We start from the raw sequence: 17023 nt of genomic DNA, 5'->3' as shown, positions 1-17023 counted from the left end.
AAGAAAACGTAATTTAATTGAAACAGTTTTTGATTATTTAAAGAACAAAATGAACCTTGAGCATACTAGACACAGATCCCCTATAAATGCTTTTGTTCATATACTTTCTACACTAGTTGCCTATTCTCTTAAGAAAAATAAACCTTCCATAAATTGCAATTTCGACTTTCCTCTAAATTATAACCTTATCCCGAATTGACGTATAACCTACTATCTCCATCATCATTAAATAATGATGATATTCTATCAATTCTTGATATTTTGCAACAATTTCGTGGGGATATATCAGATTGCGAGGAGACCGTAAGGTCGACGAAGCAATCCATTTCTAATCATTTTCCTGGATTGCTTCGTCGACCTTACGGTCTCCTTGCAATGACATCTTGTACTTTGTAAAATATAGATTTACAAGACGGGCAAGTATCTATAATATCATTATAATTATATAAAAGTTAAAAAATATTAAGTATTACTTGTGCGTAAACAAACGACATATCAATATTTACTGATAGTAGATTAGTTTACATAGAAATAAACCTATTTTAATTTAATTGTTGCCTTTCTAGGTTATATAATATATGACAGTAATCTTTGCATTTATTAATAAGTATATTTGCAAAAATTTAATAATTCATTCATAAAGGAGTTAACTATGGCACGAAAGAATGACTTTATAGAAAAAGCTGACAAATTTATAGGTGAAAAGATCTATTCTTTAAGGCTTGCTAAGGGGTTGTCACGTCAACAACTTGCAAAGGTAATAGTAGTAACACATCAACAGTTACAAAAATATGAAAAGGGCATTAATAGAATACCAATGGGTAGGCTGATTCTTATTGCTAAAGCACTAGAAAAAAATATCGATTATTTTTATGATGGTTTAGAAGGAGCGGATAATGTCGAGCCTGTACATACTCAACATCAGCGTATGTGCATAGAAGTATCAAGAAACTTTATGAAGATTCGTAACCCTGCACATCAACAAGCTGTTAATGCATTGATACGTTCTTTGATTAAAGAAGATTAGGTGAGATAAAACATATATAAAATTTTATTTATGTTACGCAATTTGTGAGTTATGGTAGATTTGTTGAGTTGAGCAACCAATCTGCTAATAACTCACAATCCGATTGTTTATTTCGTAGTGAATAAATATATACATTTTATCATAAAAATTCATTACGCTAATAGATATATGCAAATTATTTAAAAAATTTGACTATATTTAGTTTGTCTCATTAATTTGTGATTTAGATTTCTCTAAGTATTTTAATATTTCCTCATGTAAGGCAGTCCATTTAACTTGTTTTTTCATAAGAGGTAGGAATTCTTTTTTCCATACTTTTATATATTGTTGAGAATACTCTCTTTCAAGATTTTGAAATTCAGAAGAAATATTTGTTTTGAACATAGCTATTAAATTTGAAACCTCAGTAATTTTATGACTATCTAAAGATTTCAAAGATAAAATATCTTGTTGTAAAACATCTATTTTATTTAATAAATTGTTTTTAAAGGTCTTATATGGCAAGATTATATCATACCTTAAATCAGAATTATAATATATTTCCATTTTATATATTAAGCTATTGAACGTATTACGTGATACTTCTTGTTCATAATTTGTAAGGGAAGTTAATAAATATTTATAGTCTTTTTCATTTAAATCACGTGGTTTAACAAGCATATGAATTTTGGAGTGTAAATTATTGAATTCACTATAAATACTATCTCGATACTTATCTAAAAACTTAGGAAATACATCTTGTTGCTCAAGTTTTAAGGGTAAATCCTTCCTAATTTCTATTGGTAGATTATGTATCGAAAACTGATATACTACCCACATAAAACTCTCATCAAATTCATTTGAATAATTGATACGATCATCAGGCAAAACTACCTTACCTTCTTTATCATTCCAAGGTCGTATCTTATAAAAAAATCTATTCAGTCTTTCTTTTAATTTTAGAATATCTGTGTTTTTATCTCCCATTTTATATAATACTTTATTCATTAAACGTTTAGCCTCGTTGGATTCTATTCTATTATTTATATGAAGACCTATATTATTTCTTTCCAATAACTCCCAATCAAATAATCTATGCGGATCAACTTTACGTAGCACATAACTATCAAATGCTTTACTGTACAATATTGTTCCTATTTCAGAATGACTAAATATCATATCTTTTCTTATTTTAAAACGTTTCATAAGATATAGGAGTAATTCTTTTACAGATTCCATTTGCTGTTGTGAAAACAATTCACGCCCAGTATTCACTATTTCTATGCCGATAGAATAATTATTTAAAGCAGTTAATTCTTCAAATTGCTCACCCATTTTAATTTTAGCATAACTAATACCAGCATGGTATGCTCGCTTTTCTAAAGGAACCGTTAACGTAATACTGCCATCCTTATCTACAATAAAATGAGCAGACAGACCTATTTTGTTTAGCAATTCTTTTGTATCTTTTAATGTTGATATACCAGTATGGTGAACTATAACCATTGATACTTTTTTACCTTCTCTGTCACCATAATTTGCAACTGGCACAGGGGCTAGGAAAAGTAAGTTTTTCTTTTGCAATACAGGAAGTTCTCTTTGTAAATGAGCAAAATCATTTTGAAAGCTTACAATATCAGGATGCGGCTTAGATAAAGCCTCCACTCTTTTATGAGAACAGCCAGCATTTAATAATGCAACTATTATAAAAAGATAGTATCTTAAAAAGAGATCAAGAGCTTTATTGGTCATACAAATATCCAATCACTATAAATTATGTTAAAAAATTAAGTGTAGCTAACCAGTTCTATAGTCAGTTAACCTGAATTGGTGCCGAATAAGCACCCATCGTGCTGTCTATTAGCGAGTAGGCGTACGCCTCCGAAGCAATCCATAAAAGTAACCAAAGATGGATTGCCACGACCTACTTGCGTGGTCTCGCAATGACAGAAAACCTATCTAAAACCAGCTTTACCTTCTAACTTTCAACAGTTGGGACTAAAGTGGCTTTGAGCTATGACGTTAAGGCTAAATACTAATCGATTTATAACGTTGCCAATTCAAGTTAATTGACTATATATCTTTTATACTAGATTATTCAATGGTAAATTCAAGAAATTAATCAGGCTCAACTCATTCCTTCTTCATTATCTTTTTAATATTATACTGGCTATTTTTTTTGGTAGCATAAGTATATTCGCTAATATTTTTGCATACTTATTAAAATAATAGATATCATAAGTGTTTAGTATTTTATAAGTAAACAACCCTAGAGTATAAGGTATTATTAATAAGTTTTTTATAAATAATTTGATATAACTAAAACATTTATCAAATTTAATATCTATTATTGTAACGAGTCTCATTTTTGATAAGTAATTATCTAATTCCCTACTGATATCATGAGAATTAATATCCCAATTAATTATATTATTAATATCTTTAACTTTTTTAAAAAATTCTAAATTAGCCTTGCTAAGAGGACTGACTTGCAAAATACGATCTCTATGACCTTTTAGCATATGAAATAACATTTTATTCATTATTAATCGCTTATTGTATAAGGTGGCATCATTAGTTTGCAAATAATTTAGAATATTGAGAATTATCTTTTCATGATCATGGATTTTAAATCCTGTTGCCGCAATGGATTGGGTAGGTCTGCCTATATAATATTTATAAAGTGGTATATCTAAATACAGAACCTGTTTAACATATTGTATAGCTTTCGCATTATATTCCATATCTACATAAAAACATTTTTCAGTTAGTATAATATTAGATTTCTTAAGAATATCAGTTTTATAAGTTGAAGTTGATAAAATTGGTCCCCAATAATCAAATTTTATTTGGTCAAGAATTAAGATTTGTTTAGACGGAAGATGGGTATAACAATCCTCACTTCTTATAGTACTATTAGCTAACATGTCATACGATAATTCATGTAAGATTAAATCAACATCGAACATATTTAAATATTTTAGGAAATTATCTAGCCCTTGAGTATCTACCCAATCATCTCCATCCACTATTTTAAAATATTTTGACTTAGTATGTTTAATACCAGTATTTACTGCTCCACCATGCCCCTTATTGCTTTGATTTATAAGTGTTACAATAGTTGGGAATTTATTTTGGTACTCTTCAGCAATTGATTGAGTGTTATCAGTTGAGCCATCATTTATAACTAATATTTCTAGTAAATGCTTATTCTCACAAGATAAAATAGAATTTAAGCATCTTGGTAAATAACGCTCAATATTGTAAACAGGAACACATATACATAATAATTTTATTTGCTCATGTTCTATAGGTTTAATATAAAATTCTTGTTCATTTTGAAATAATTGTAATTCTTTTTCCAAAATCATTTTACGTGAAAATTTAGAAGAAACATCATAAGACATTTTCTCACTTAACTCTAAAAATCTATCTGGATTGTAAAATAAATCCTCAATAATATTGGCATAAGACTGCGGATTTTCTATATCATTACTTAAAGTACCATAAGAAGGATTGATAAATTCTGGAACGCCACAAACATTAGAACTAACTAACGCTAAACCAGAACTTACTCCTTCTAAAGAACTAACCCCCATACTATCAAGTCTTGTTGGATGGAATATTATACCACAATTTTTATGAAGCTCGCTAATTTGAGCATGAGTATGAAATCCTTGAATAAAATGTACATTAGGATATCGTATTTTTTTTGAGAAATCTTTAAATAATAAACCATCTCCATAAATAAAAAAGTTTAGTTGATTAAAAAATTCTTTATTCTGAAGAATATTGATGGTCTCTATTACTATATCTAAAGCATAGTTATTGTAATTATCGAATTTTCTTAAAGTAAATATGTTTAACCTATCATCTGAAGATTTTTTAACATATTTAAATATATCAGTATCTATACCATTTGGAATTATGGCAAAATTATTGAAATTGGTATTTATATATTTCTCAGATTCTGCCTTTAACCAATTGCTTGCAAATATCCATTTTATATTTTTATTATTTGCATATTTTTTATACATTAAATCTTTTATTCTCATTTGCCAAGTCGTAATATAGGGATTATATGTCCCATCATACGCCACACAAAATGATTCTTGATATCTGTAAAGTGCTTCCGCACCATGAATGTAACAATAAATTTTTATACCATGATAAAAAATTACACTATCAATAATATCTTGTAATTTCTCATTAATAAAATGAATTATAACTCTCTTAAAATTAGAATTAGTTATTATATTTTTTAAAAAACTTAAACTATTATAATAAACTTTTACACCATCAAATTCATTTACAAAACTATTATTATCATCATGACAAAAAACCTCTGGCTTAATATTATGATTGGTAAAAGCTTTAATAGAAGTATGAACAAAACCAAAATTATACAGGTTTGCAGAACTAGGATATCCAGGAGAAATTATCAATGTATCAGCTGTAGAAACAGGATTGTCAAATTTACTTTTTTTAGTTATGTAATAAGTAAATTGTTTTATTTTAACTTCCGTGTTAGCTTTTAAGGTAAGCACAATTTTAAAACATTCTAAATTAGATAAAGGGACTTCTAATTCTGAATTTAAAAACGTCAATTTTCTAGCAACTGTAAAGGATATTTCACCCTTAACCAAAGTTCCTTTATTAAGCAAACTAATAAATTGTTCCCCCTTAAATAGGACAAACTGCCTATCTATAGTTATATATCTTAGTTCATTTGATGAGTTAATGATTGTGATATTATCATCTTCTTTATTATGTTTTACATATAAACCATTAAGTTTATTAGTTGGTAACGTAATAATTTTTTGTTTTAGGTCTATGGGGAGGGTCATTCTCAAATAATTATAAAGCTGTTATTTTAGTTAATGATTCTATATCTTCAAACTCCTTTAAAGCCCTTAATATTATATCATCCATATCATAATATCGATACTCAGCTAGTCTTCCGATCAGCCTTAGACTAGAAAAATTTTTAGCTATTTCTTTGTATTTATTAAACAACTCACTATTACAATCTTTGGGTATTGGATAATAAGGTATATCCTTCTCAGGGTTAGTTCTATCATATTCTTGTGGGTATTCATACATCAGTACTGTCTTCTTGTTATTAGGTACCCTCATAGTATGATTATACTCAGTAATCCTAGTATATAATTCGGTATTGGGGTAATTTACAGTAGTTACCCGTTGTAATAAAGCTTCATCATGTGTTTCAGTTGTGAATTTTAATGATCTGTACGGCAACTCCCCTAAATGATAATTAAACAATTCATCTATAGAGCCAGTATATATTATATTACCTTCATATTTTTGCCCTTTAAAAAGGATGGCTTTATTATTAAGGTCTATTTTCAATAAATCTTTAGAATCGGTATTTAGTAGAATATCAATATTATCATGACTTAACATTTTCTCAAACATTGCCGTATAACCTTCAACTGGTAAAGCTTGAAATTTTTGTTGAAAATACCTATCATCATAAGAAATATGTACAGGAACTCTAGCCGTTATGGTCTCAAAATCCAAATTTTCCGGTTTATCGCCCCATTGTTTTACTGTATAGTTCAAATATAATGTTTTAAATATAAAGTCCCCTAACTCTCTTATATCACCATCATCAAAATTTCTTAGCTTAGAAACGGATACTTTAGTCTCCATACCAAAGTTTACAATTAACTTATCTTTGTATAACAGGGCTTTTTCAACTGGCAATAGAAGCTCTAAAGAGGTTAGATTAAATGGTACTGGCACTAATTGATCGTTTATTTTAGCTAAAACTTTATGTTGGTATGGATACCAATGAGTAAAATTACTTAAATAATTTTTTACTTTATCTTCATTGGTGCGAAATAGATGGGGACCATATTTATGAACCAATATATTATTAACATCTTTATAATCATACATATTACCAGCGATATGGGGTCTTTTCTCTATGACCAACACCCTTTGGTTAAGTTGCGAGGCTATTCTTTCTGCAAGAATAGAGCCAGCAAAACCACTACCAACTATTATATAATCGTATATAATCATAAATTCGGGTTAAATAAATTTTAAAAATTACAACATAATGATTTATTTTGATAATATGTCAAGTGCGAATTGGATACATCTCACAATATTAAAGTATATTATATTTTGTACTGGCAGGTGTGTCAATATTATTGACTGACTATGATAAATACCATAAGGTGCAACTAAGAAATATAAGAAGTAGAATTATTAATAATCAATTGACTGTAGTCTCCTAGATTAGCGGATGTGGGATAATGACAAAACTAAATGATGCTTTACAGATGGGTAACATTTATTGTATAAGAATATAGGATTAAATTATTTAAAAAATTATCAAAATGAATATTCATGAATACCAAGCAAAGATGATTTTGAGACAATATGGTATACCTACTTCTAAGGGAGTTGTGATATCGCAAAAAGAAGATATCGATAGACTAATTGATGATTTAGAGGCAGAAATATATGTGGTTAAAGCCCAAATTCACGCAGGCGGTAGGGGAAAAGCTGGGGGTGTAAAAGTTGTAAAAAGCAAAGAAGAGGCAAAGAAGGCAGCTCACGCGATGTTTGGAATTGACCTAGTAACTCATCAAACATCATCTGCTGGGCAAAAGGTTCGTCGTTTATATATTGAATCTGGCTGTGATATTCTAAAAGAATATTATTTTAGTGCTGTTTTTGATCGTAGTAATAGTAAAGTAACTTTTATAGCTTCTACTGAAGGTGGTGTAGATATTGAAGAGGTTGCTCATAATACCCCACAGAAAATTATCAAAATATCAGTTGATCCGGCAACGGGTATACAACCATTTCATTGTCGTCAAATAGCATACAAGCTTGGCTTTAAAAATGAACAAGCTAAACAAATGATGAAAATTGTTGAATCAACCTATCAGGCTTTTATAGCAACTGATGCTAACCAAATTGAAATTAATCCATTAATAACCAAACCTGATGGTAGTTTATTGGCACTTGATGCTAAAATTAACTTTGATGATAATGCATTATTTAAACATCCTGATATTTTAAATATGCGAGATAATGATGAAGAAAATGCTCTTGAAATGCAAGCAAATAGCCTTGGTCTTAGTTATGTCAAGATGGATGGTACTATTGGTTGTATGGTAAATGGTGCTGGGTTAGCTATGGCAACAATGGATATTATTAAGCTTTATGGTGCTGAACCAGCAAATTTCTTGGATGTTGGCGGTGGAGCTGATCGTGAAAAAGTAACGGAGGCTCTAAAAATAATTTTATCAGACCTGCATGTACAGGGAGTTTTAGTTAATATTTTTGGTGGTATAATGCGTTGCGATATAATTGCTGAAGGGATTATTGCTGCAGTAAAAGAGATTGGTATTAAAGTTCCACTAGTTGTACGTTTAGCCGGCACCAATTTTGAATTAGGTAAAAATATTTTAGCAAATTCTGGTTTAAAAATAATCGCTGCAAATGATTTAGGTGATGCTGCTGTTAAAATTGTCGCTGCGGTAAAGTAATTGTATGAACTTAGGCATTATTACGAAATAATTTTTTAACTTTAGTGCCAAAACATCCTGGGAAATTATGACCTCAGACAAGCCAAAACATGACGAAATCTTTCGCAAATCTATGGAGAATCCCATAGTTGCTAAAGAATTTTTGGCAACTCATTTGCCTAAAGATGTGCTGGCTTTAATCGATAGTACATCTTTAAAATTAGAAAAAGATAGTTTTATTGAGTCAGACCTTTCTGAAACTATTTCAGATGTATTATTTTCTGTTAAGTTTAATGATCAGGATGGCTATATTTTTTTGCTATTGGAACATCAAAGTACTGTTGATAAAATGATGGCATTTAGGTTATTTAAATATATGATTAACATTTGTGATCTATATTTAACTACTAATCCTAAAGCTATAGTCAATTCAGGAGAATTTGGGGCTAGGAACGACGGAGCGACGCCTATAAGTAATAGGCGAGCGACGAGTGACGACGTCCCCAACTTCTCATCAATTGACTATAAAAGCCTTCCATTAATTTATCCCTTAATACTTATAATGGCAAGAAGAAATATAACGCACCTCTTAATATATGGCATTTATTTAGCCATCCAGATTTAGCCAGAGGCTTTTGGACAAATGATTGTCAGCTTATTAATGTACATGATATTCCTGATGAAGAACTTAAGGAAAAAGTATGGTCTGGGATTTTGTTATTTTTCCTCAAACACATCCACGAACGTCAATTACTGAAAAGATGGCAGGAAATTTCTCATCTCTTGCCTAAATTGAGTAAAATAACAATAGGCCATGACCATATAAGAAATCTATTGAGCTATACTTTGACCTTTATTGAGCAAAATGATAAAATAGAGTTAGAAAAATATTAAAAAATAGTTTAACTAAAGAAAAAGGAGAAGAACTTATGCCTAGTATAGCTCAAGTATGGAAAGAAGAAGGGATAGAGATAGGGCTACAGGATGGTATTAAAATCGGAGAAGCTAGGGGAGAAGCTAGAGGTAAAGCTAAAGGTGAAGCTAAAATTAATAAAAATGATGATAAACAATGGTAACTCTATTGAAGAAGTAGCGAGAATTACTGGACTATCTATTACTAAAATCAATGAATTACTGAAACTACAGTAAATTATTAAATTAATCATTGTAACAAAATAATTTTTTAATTTCTAGGAACTAATTAAGATTGGGTTCTGTTATAACCCAAGATGTTTTATAAAATTAAAAGGGTACTTTATTACAGCTTTTTAGTCTCAAAAGAGGTCTATTTTAATCATTATCTTAAAAAATACGGAAAAGGTATATATGTCAATATTAGTTGATAAAAACACAAAAGTAATTTGCCAGGGTTTTACTGGTTCCCAAGGGACTTTTCATTCTGAACAAGCCATCAATTATGGCACTAAGATGGTAGGAGGAGTGACGCCTGGAAAAGGTGGTAATACTCATTTAGATATACCTGTATATAATACAGTACATGAAGCAGTTGAAAAAACTGAGGCTACTGCCAGCGTTGTTTATGTTCCACCACTATTTGCGTCTGATTCAATTTTGGAAGCTATAGATGCAGGTATTAAATTAGTAGTGTGTATTACAGAGGGTATACCAGTACTTGATATGATAAAGGTCAAAAGGGCATTAGTAGGATCAAAAACTAGATTAATTGGGCCTAATTGTCCAGGTATTATTACTCCTGATGAGTGTAAAATTGGTATAATGCCTGGTTATATTCACAAGAGAGGAAGAGTTGGAATTATATCTCGGTCAGGTACTTTAACTTACGAAGCAGTAGCACAGACTACAGCTATTGGTCTTGGTCAATCCACCTGTATTGGTATTGGTGGGGATCCAGTTAATGGTACTGATTTTGTTGATTGTATTGAAATGTTTTTAAAAGATGATGAAACAGAATCGATTATTATGATTGGTGAAATAGGTGGAGATGCTGAAGAAAAAGCTGCTGAATTAATAAAAAGTTCAAAGATTAAAAAACCAATAGTTAGTTTTATTGCTGGTATTACTGCTCCTGAAGGAAAAAGGATGGGGCATGCTGGTGCGATTATTTCTAATGGACAAGGGTCAGCTGAACATAAATTGGAGGTACTACAGAGTGCAGGGGTCACTATCACTAGATCGCCAGCTGATATCGGTAAAACTATGTTTGAACTATTAGGAAAAATCTAAATTTTAAAAAACACAAAAAGACATGATAGGGAAAGTAATAGTTTTTATGATTCCTTCTTTCGAAACTAATTTGCTGTTGCCTTCCTTATCAAACAGCTAACATTATTATTTTGTTCATCAGAAATTCCTAATGCTGTTCTATAATGATAATCAGTAGCCTTAATGTTTATCCCACGCATAATCAAAAATTTTGCCATATAATAATTGCCAATTTCTGCAGCTTCATGTAAAAGAGTGTAATTATCATTCCCCCTTTTTTGAATGATTGAGTAATTATCCAAAAGAACCCTAAGAGCAAATAAATTATTTTTTCTAACTGCTTCAAAAGCTCTATCTGTTGCATCATTTACTATACTACTAGCAACATGCACATCACTATTATAATTATCAATAAACCTATTTATTATCTTTCTTTGATTCTCTCTATGCTCACTATCATAAATTCTCTTAAACATTTGAATAAATGCATACATCGCCATTTGATTTAATCTTGCCTCTTCTGTAAGTTCTCCCAATACTATATCATCATCTGGCAAAAATAACATTTGTTTTTCATCTTCTATGAACAGAGCCATTTCCGGTGATATTTCTTTAATACTACTAGTTAAACTTTTAGCAATTGGAGTAGATTTATCAGGCTGTTTGTTATTTACTGTTCTCTCTTTAACAACCTTACTAGATTGCTCTGATGGCTTATTATCTTTTACGAATACTGGTACAGGTGTTTGAGCTTGCGGTATTACAGAAACTGGAGAGCCTTTAGGAATAACAGGTACAATGGTAGGTTCAGTCACTTTAGGTTCAGTACTTTCCTTAGGTAATATTGCTGGTATGATATGGGGAGTTGCTTGAGCCTCAGTCGGCTTTTTTTCTTGTGAAGAAGGTAATATATCTAAATTAGGCATAACCACTTCCTTTTTATCTTCACTACCTACTTGCTGCAACTCTACTGAATTTTTCTCTTTATCAGGCATAGTTATAGGCGGCACAGTATCTTGACTCTCTGTATTATGATTTTCAGCTGGTGGTAGGGTAGAATGGTTATTAATATTATTATTGTTTTTATTGGACTCTTCTGGCTCAATTTTCTGAGATGGAATTTTATCTAATTGTTCTGATTCTTTTAGGTTATTTATTTTTTTATCATCTAGAGTATTTTCTAGAATTGGTAATTTATTATCTCCTAAATCAATGAAAGAATCTGTTTCGCCCTCTTCCTTACTGCTATCTTGTGGTGTGGGTATTGGTTTTACTGATTCTGGTATTTGAGCATCTTTCTCGGAGTGCGTAAACTGCTGTATTTTTTTCAGCAAAGAATCTGTTTCTCCTGAATCTTCTTGATGTTTATTGACTTTATCATTTTCTAATTGTGGTAATGCTGGAGGAAGAGGTGGTGGGGCAGAATAAACCTTATCTGTAAACAAAAAAATAGTTATTAGAAATATTACCAGAAATTTTTTACAACTTAATCTAGCTAATAATTTTAGAATGACAAAACTCCTACTCTCATTTTCAAGAGTTCTATTAAAGTACATTAGAATTCTCACATTATTTTATATTATTAGTATAGCTAACTCAACTAACCTTATGACATCACTGTAATTAGACCTCTTGCATAACCTAAAGATAATTGAGGAATTTTTAGGAAAAACGAAGTCGAGTACCGCAACGTACTAAGATGTACGTGCCAATTAGATTAGGTTATGCAAGAGGTCTATTGTAACATAATTTACTTCCTGCACTAAGTTATTTTTGCTATCTCTCATTTAGCTTGATCATTTGGCAATAACTTTTGAATCTCTTTTTCTACTAACTGCTTTACTAATAAAGGCAAATTTTTATCTAACCATTGTCTCAGTTGCGGTCTTATCATCTCAACAACTAGCTCCTCTAACGTTTTAACCTTAGAGTTTGCATTTGCATTAATCTCTTGAGCTGCTTTCGAGAAATGTTGAAAAATCTTAGTAGTTTCTGCTGCCGATTTATCGGATATCAACGATTCCTGCAATAATTCTTCTGTTAATTGGCTCTGGGGATTATCCTCTAGTCCATCTTCTTTAACCCAGGTTTTCTCATGCAAGACTTCCCCCTCACCTACTATATTAGTCAATTCTAATATATCGTCATCATTAGATTGGCTGCCACTACGATTATCAATCATCCCTTTAATTGATTTCAATATTTCCTCAATTGACATATCTTGATTTTTCTTATGATCTTTACTCATAATTAAAAACCTATAATAAGCTTTTTCTTAAGTCCCTTAAACTCATCTTCAGGAGTAAAATATTTAACTTTCAAATTCAAGCTTTTTGCCGTCAATTCTCCCAATAAAGATTTAATTTGGTAAGCCATTAAGATAGAGTCTTTATGTGCATCAACTTTTGCTATCTTAGCATTATATAATTTTTCTTCAGCAGTAAAAACTTCTAAGACTGTTTTAGAGCCAACAACTTCTTCCTGCATTGTCCCATCATAAGCTATTTGGGCAGCTTCTACCCCTTGCGATGCGGCAATAATTCTAGATTTTGCTGCTTCAAATCCTTCCCAACTACCAATAGCACTTGCCCGTATTTGTTTTATTGTATCATCAAGTTGAATAACAGCACTCCTAGTACTATTTTTAGCTTTCCTAATTTTTGAATATTCAGTACCCTTAGAATAAATAGGTATATTAACTGATAAGGTTGATGTGGTGCTTCTATTATTGAGGCGATCCATTGGCTTTTCTGGAATATAGTAAGTTTTACCAGATTGAACTTTAAAACTTACCTTAGGCAAAAGTTCAGTCTTTGCTGCTATCTCGGCAGCTTTATGACTTCTAACACTATGTCTTGTACTATCTATGCTAGGATTAACATTTACCGCTCTCTGTATTAAACCCTCTAATGAATTAGGCAAATTGTCCGGCATAGAAGGCATAGCAATATCATCAGCTTCTATACCAAACAGACGAATGAAGTTTGCTTTTGTTGCTTGATAATTAGCATATAGGTTTAATCTATTAGTCTCAGATGCTGCAAGAGATGCCTTGGCACTAGCGAAATCTATTGATGTTGCTTCACCTAATTTTAGTTTTTCTTGAATGGTTGCTAATTGATGTTTGTTAGTTTTTACACTAATTTCAGAAATCTCATATTTTTCTTTTGCTTCATAACATTCGAGATAATTTTTTATTAAGCTTAAAAGAACCTTCTGCTCTCCCTCATAATATTTAGCACGCGATGCCCTGAAAGCTGACTGGGCAGATTTCAAAGTTGCAACACTACTACCACCATTAAATATAGGCTGCTCTAAAATAAAAGCTCCTTGTTTTGATCTTACCTCTTTTTTAGAAGAATGAGCATATTGACTATCCGGTTTACTACCACTAACATTATAATCAATATTATAAGATATGCTAGGCATAAAACCTGAAAAAGCTGCAGAGAATTGCTCAACCTCAGCTAAAAAATTCTGTCTAAGGATTTTTAAATCGCCATTATTATCATACGCACTAGATAAAGCGCTAGGTAAGTCGACAGCCAAAACTGAACAATTGAACAAAATGATAATGGAAAAATGCGTAACAAAACGTGTAAATTTATACATAGCTGATTCTAAATATGTTTATGTTAAAAAATTGGTAGATTCTGCAACAAGTTAAAGCTATCATTGAGCTAAAAATTGACCTATTGCAAAAGCTAACATATTATAGCTAATATGTAACATATCAAAAACTAACCTTAAGAGCAACATAACAGTGTTAAACTATAGTTTTTATTTGTATTATCTTTAAACAATATGGTAGATTATCAATTAAAAAATTTAAATTAAATTTATTATGCCTAACTTATATTCTTTCCTTGCAAAAAGTGCTTTACCTAGTATCTTATCAAACCCTTCAATTGCTTCTACTGTACAGCAATTAAAGTTTGATTCTACGAATACATTCAAAATGTTTTCTAGTAACTTAAAAAACATAAAGAAAAGAGCTGGTTATATATATGACATATTTGTAGATTCAGATTCGAATGATCAACAACATGCTCAACAACAAACCCGAGAAATAGCTGAAGCTTTTAAAAAAACAGTCGGCAACTCCTTAGATGATTTAGATAAATATCTTGACGAACAAGAACAAACAAAAGAGGAAATGTGGTTTTTTGAAAGTACTTTTATTGAATACATAATAAACATTCTTGAAAGCATTTTACAGTTTCAAAATAAACTAAATGCCTCGTATCCTGGAGCGTCAGAAAAGATTATCGATTTTTGTGGAAATTTATTAATTGCTTTAATATCTATACAAATGCCGATAGTTGGTTTGGTACTCAAAGGAAGTGGCTTGTTAGATTCGGTAAAATCTTTTCTCAGTACGGAAAATCTAACAAAGACAGTAGATAATTGGAAGGCAAAACTAGGAACAGTTGAAGAAAAATTAGTAAAAATAGAACAGCATCCAGATCTTAAAGAAAAATGCTGCAAAGCAAAACAAATTGCTGAAATATCAGAGATAACTGGAGCTTCACCTGTAGCTGTAGCGGCGTTAGGGTTGGATAGTGACTCTTTGAACAAAGTTAAAAAATCGGTTGCACAATATCCAAAAGAAAAAGATTCTTTTAAAAAACTTATTGACTTGTCTGAAGAAATTCCCTATAGTAAAGGTAGTATAATTGGGGTTATTAGCGCCATATCTGACGGCGTGGGTAAAATCCTTGGATATACGCCAAATAAAGAGAAAGCTCTAAAAAATTCAATCGAACCAGAATTATCCGCTATAAAAGAAAACCTCCTCGCTACATTAAATCCTAATAAAAGCATCATTGAAAAATTAGATTGTTGTTATAAAGCAACAAAAAATATATTTACTATCACATCTCAAATACAAGAAGCAGTCAAATTAACACCAAACAGAGAAAAAATCGTTTCAACTTTTGTAAATTTAGTTAAAGATAAAACAAAAAATATCCTTCCTGCACATTTTTTACAAGATCTGACATCATTAAAAACTACTTTAAAACCGCTATCCACACTAGTGCAAATTGGTAATGCTATGAAAATAGCTCTTGGAAATAGCAATAACAAAGCCCAAAGCCCAAAGCACAGGACGGGAAAGGTAATAGGCACAATTGTTAAAATTAGAAGAGGATGCAGGTTTTAGAGGTAATCATGGCAGTTTAAAAGTTGCAAAAAAATAATTGGCGTCATTGCGAGCCACCGTAGGTGGCGTGGCAATCCATAAAAAGAAGACAAATGTCACCCCTGCTTCGGCGCGGGGTCTAGATCACAACTGTTGAAAGTTAGAAGAGGAAGTGGTTTTAGACCGGATAGTTTAAAAGTCGTATGTGGTCAACGTCTATTAGCGAGAAAGACCGTAGGTCGACGAAGCAATCCACAAAAGTAACCAAAGATGGATTGCCACGACCTACTTGCGTGGTCTCGCAATGACAGAAAACCTATCTAAAACCCGCTTTACCTTCTAACTTTCAACAGTTGTGGTTGCCAGACCGACGAAGCAATCCAGGAAAGTGATTAGAAATGGATTGCTTCGTTGACCTTACGGTCTCCTCGCAATGACGCTTGGTGATCAGGTTTTTTATTCATCACAAAAAAAATAGCAAAAAAATCGTGAACACTCACATTCAATCTACAACTGTAGTACTAGGAGCATTAATTTCTTGTTGTCTTCATCTTATCCTTACCAACATATATGGGATAGTGTTATGAAAAAATTAGCTATAGAATATAGCTAATATGGTACTGTCCCCGGTACAATAAAAAATGGGGGTAAGGGGGGATTCTATCTTAAATCAGGAAAAATTGCATATCTAGACATAATTTAAGTGAAAATTAACATATCCATGACCGCTTATAAGCGATATTGCCATTTTATTTTTATAAATACCTCCTTCATGAAATATCCAGGCTAGAAAACAGAATACCGACCATTCTTCACTTAATTTAGACCGTCCTCCGTTTTGCCCGGTTTACATGATGCAATATATACATTTAAAATTCATTGTCAAGTTAAATTAAAACTATTGTGCTTATTGAATAAATATAGAAATTTGATGACTATTTTGCTGTGTATTTTAGGGTATGTCGTCACGAGATTGTGATTGCATAATTTTATGTGATTTGTTATTATAATTGTAGTAATAAAAATAGGCGATAAGAAGCAATGAGTTTAGCACATAGAAGACATGATATAAGCGATGAGCTTTGGAATAAGATAGAAAGTCATTTATCTGGTCAGAAAGGTTGTTGGGGAGGTATTGCAAGAGACAATATAGCTTTTATAAATGCAGTGATGTGGATATTT

General features: G+C 31.1%; 15 protein-coding genes and 1 pseudogene. 10 read left to right on the top strand and 6 right to left on the bottom strand.

The genetic code is table 11. The features are described 5' to 3' along the window. The 3 genes from RiCNE_RS04410 to RiCNE_RS04405 all read left to right on the top strand — a co-directional run. A partial coding sequence (locus RiCNE_RS04410) for a transposase (protein WP_157905643.1) occupies nt 1-199 on the top strand: 199 nt, incomplete at its 5' end. Further along, nucleotides 196-396, top strand: coding sequence for a hypothetical protein (locus RiCNE_RS07535; RefSeq protein WP_157905679.1), 201 nt, complete (start codon nt 196-198; stop codon nt 394-396). The genes RiCNE_RS04410 and RiCNE_RS07535, both read left to right, overlap by 4 nt. A gap of 256 nt (nt 397-652) precedes the next feature. After that, nucleotides 653-1027 carry a helix-turn-helix domain-containing protein gene (locus RiCNE_RS04405; protein ID WP_094649399.1) on the top strand — a complete coding sequence of 125 codons (375 nt, stop codon included), beginning with the start codon at nt 653-655 and terminating at the stop codon, nt 1025-1027. Between the two features lie 198 nt (nt 1028-1225). Here the strand turns inward: RiCNE_RS04405 and RiCNE_RS04400 are convergent, their stop codons facing one another. The 3 genes from RiCNE_RS04400 to glf all read right to left on the bottom strand — a co-directional run bounded on the left by RiCNE_RS04400 (nt 1226) and on the right by glf (nt 7054). Beyond that, on the bottom strand, nt 1226-2758 hold the full coding sequence (locus RiCNE_RS04400) for an N-acetylmuramoyl-L-alanine amidase (protein ID WP_094649398.1): 1533 nt from the start codon (nt 2756-2758) through the stop codon (nt 1226-1228). Nucleotides 2759-3153: 395 nt separating this feature from the next. Continuing rightward, entirely contained in the window at nt 3154-5853 is a 2700-nt protein-coding gene (locus RiCNE_RS04395) for a glycosyltransferase (RefSeq protein WP_094649397.1), read from the bottom strand. Nucleotides 5854-5863: 10 nt separating this feature from the next. Further along, on the bottom strand, nt 5864-7054 hold the full coding sequence (gene glf / locus RiCNE_RS04390; protein ID WP_204839954.1) for a UDP-galactopyranose mutase: 1191 nt from the start codon (nt 7052-7054) through the stop codon (nt 5864-5866). 320 nt (nt 7055-7374) lie between these two features. On the opposite strand from glf, the gene sucC reads away from it, so the two are divergent. From sucC to sucD, 5 genes are all read left to right on the top strand, one after another. Beyond that, the gene (sucC, locus tag RiCNE_RS04385; RefSeq protein ID WP_094649396.1) at nt 7375-8535 is read left to right on the top strand and encodes an ADP-forming succinate--CoA ligase subunit beta; all 1161 of its coding nucleotides are present in this window, start codon (nt 7375-7377) and stop codon (nt 8533-8535) included. A gap of 67 nt (nt 8536-8602) precedes the next feature. After that, the gene (locus tag RiCNE_RS08415) at nt 8603-9139 is read left to right on the top strand and encodes an Rpn family recombination-promoting nuclease/putative transposase (RefSeq protein ID WP_094649395.1); all 537 of its coding nucleotides are present in this window, start codon (nt 8603-8605) and stop codon (nt 9137-9139) included. Then, nucleotides 9052-9408, top strand: coding sequence for an Rpn family recombination-promoting nuclease/putative transposase (locus RiCNE_RS08285; protein WP_094649394.1), 357 nt, complete (start codon nt 9052-9054; stop codon nt 9406-9408). The genes RiCNE_RS08415 and RiCNE_RS08285 overlap by 88 nt, the downstream gene beginning before the upstream one ends. A gap of 35 nt (nt 9409-9443) precedes the next feature. Beyond that, complete coding sequence (locus RiCNE_RS07530; protein ID WP_157905678.1) at nt 9444-9590, top strand: hypothetical protein; 147 nt, start codon at nt 9444-9446, stop codon at nt 9588-9590. Nucleotides 9591-9840: 250 nt separating this feature from the next. Beyond that, entirely contained in the window at nt 9841-10719 is an 879-nt protein-coding gene (gene sucD / locus RiCNE_RS04370) for a succinate--CoA ligase subunit alpha (RefSeq protein WP_094649393.1), read from the top strand. A 65-nt stretch (nt 10720-10784) separates the two neighbouring features. Here the strand turns inward: sucD and RiCNE_RS04365 are convergent, their stop codons facing one another. From RiCNE_RS04365 to RiCNE_RS04355, 3 genes are all read right to left on the bottom strand, one after another. Beyond that, nucleotides 10785-12254 carry an ankyrin repeat domain-containing protein gene (locus tag RiCNE_RS04365; protein WP_094649392.1) on the bottom strand — a complete coding sequence of 490 codons (1470 nt, stop codon included), beginning with the start codon at nt 12252-12254 and terminating at the stop codon, nt 10785-10787. Nucleotides 12255-12481: 227 nt separating this feature from the next. Beyond that, nucleotides 12482-12946 (bottom strand): DUF2497 domain-containing protein, encoded by a 465-nt coding sequence (locus RiCNE_RS04360; RefSeq protein ID WP_094649391.1) that lies wholly within the window; start codon nt 12944-12946, stop codon nt 12482-12484. 2 nt (nt 12947-12948) lie between these two features. Next, nucleotides 12949-14310 (bottom strand): TolC family protein, encoded by a 1362-nt coding sequence (locus tag RiCNE_RS04355; protein WP_094649390.1) that lies wholly within the window; start codon nt 14308-14310, stop codon nt 12949-12951. A gap of 232 nt (nt 14311-14542) precedes the next feature. On the opposite strand from RiCNE_RS04355, the gene RiCNE_RS04350 reads away from it, so the two are divergent. Together RiCNE_RS04350 and RiCNE_RS08020 are read left to right on the top strand one after the other, a co-directional pair. Beyond that, a complete protein-coding gene (locus RiCNE_RS04350; RefSeq protein ID WP_094649389.1) occupies nt 14543-15862 on the top strand; it encodes a hypothetical protein in 1320 nt (439 codons plus the stop codon). A 1020-nt stretch (nt 15863-16882) separates the two neighbouring features. Beyond that, nucleotides 16883-17023 (top strand): annotated as a pseudogene (locus tag RiCNE_RS08020) (IS5/IS1182 family transposase); the annotation flags it as partial.

The sequence above is a fragment of the Rickettsia endosymbiont of Culicoides newsteadi genome (assembly GCF_002259525.1).
GTDB lineage: Bacteria > Pseudomonadota > Alphaproteobacteria > Rickettsiales > Rickettsiaceae > Tisiphia.
Note: the sequence above shows the minus strand (reverse complement) of the source record. Positions and strands in the feature narration are given on the sequence as shown.

What these genes read in the sequence shown, in the direction of transcription:
- RiCNE_RS04405 (WP_094649399.1), top strand. Translation starts at nt 653, where the DNA reads ATGGCACGAAAGAATGACTTTATAGAAAAAGCTGACAAATTTATAGGT.
- RiCNE_RS04400 (WP_094649398.1), bottom strand. Translation starts at nt 2,758, where the DNA reads ATGACCAATAAAGCTCTTGATCTCTTTTTAAGATACTATCTTTTTATA.
- RiCNE_RS04395 (WP_094649397.1), bottom strand. Translation starts at nt 5,853, where the DNA reads ATGACCCTCCCCATAGACCTAAAACAAAAAATTATTACGTTACCAACT.
- glf (WP_204839954.1), bottom strand. Translation starts at nt 7,054, where the DNA reads ATGATTATATACGATTATATAATAGTTGGTAGTGGTTTTGCTGGCTCT.
- sucC (WP_094649396.1), top strand. Translation starts at nt 7,375, where the DNA reads ATGAATATTCATGAATACCAAGCAAAGATGATTTTGAGACAATATGGT.
- RiCNE_RS08415 (WP_094649395.1), top strand. Translation starts at nt 8,603, where the DNA reads ATGACCTCAGACAAGCCAAAACATGACGAAATCTTTCGCAAATCTATG.
- RiCNE_RS07530 (WP_157905678.1), top strand. Translation starts at nt 9,444, where the DNA reads ATGCCTAGTATAGCTCAAGTATGGAAAGAAGAAGGGATAGAGATAGGG.
- sucD (WP_094649393.1), top strand. Translation starts at nt 9,841, where the DNA reads ATGTCAATATTAGTTGATAAAAACACAAAAGTAATTTGCCAGGGTTTT.
- RiCNE_RS04365 (WP_094649392.1), bottom strand. Translation starts at nt 12,254, where the DNA reads ATGTACTTTAATAGAACTCTTGAAAATGAGAGTAGGAGTTTTGTCATT.
- RiCNE_RS04360 (WP_094649391.1), bottom strand. Translation starts at nt 12,946, where the DNA reads ATGAGTAAAGATCATAAGAAAAATCAAGATATGTCAATTGAGGAAATA.
- RiCNE_RS04355 (WP_094649390.1), bottom strand. Translation starts at nt 14,310, where the DNA reads ATGTATAAATTTACACGTTTTGTTACGCATTTTTCCATTATCATTTTG.
- RiCNE_RS04350 (WP_094649389.1), top strand. Translation starts at nt 14,543, where the DNA reads ATGCCTAACTTATATTCTTTCCTTGCAAAAAGTGCTTTACCTAGTATC.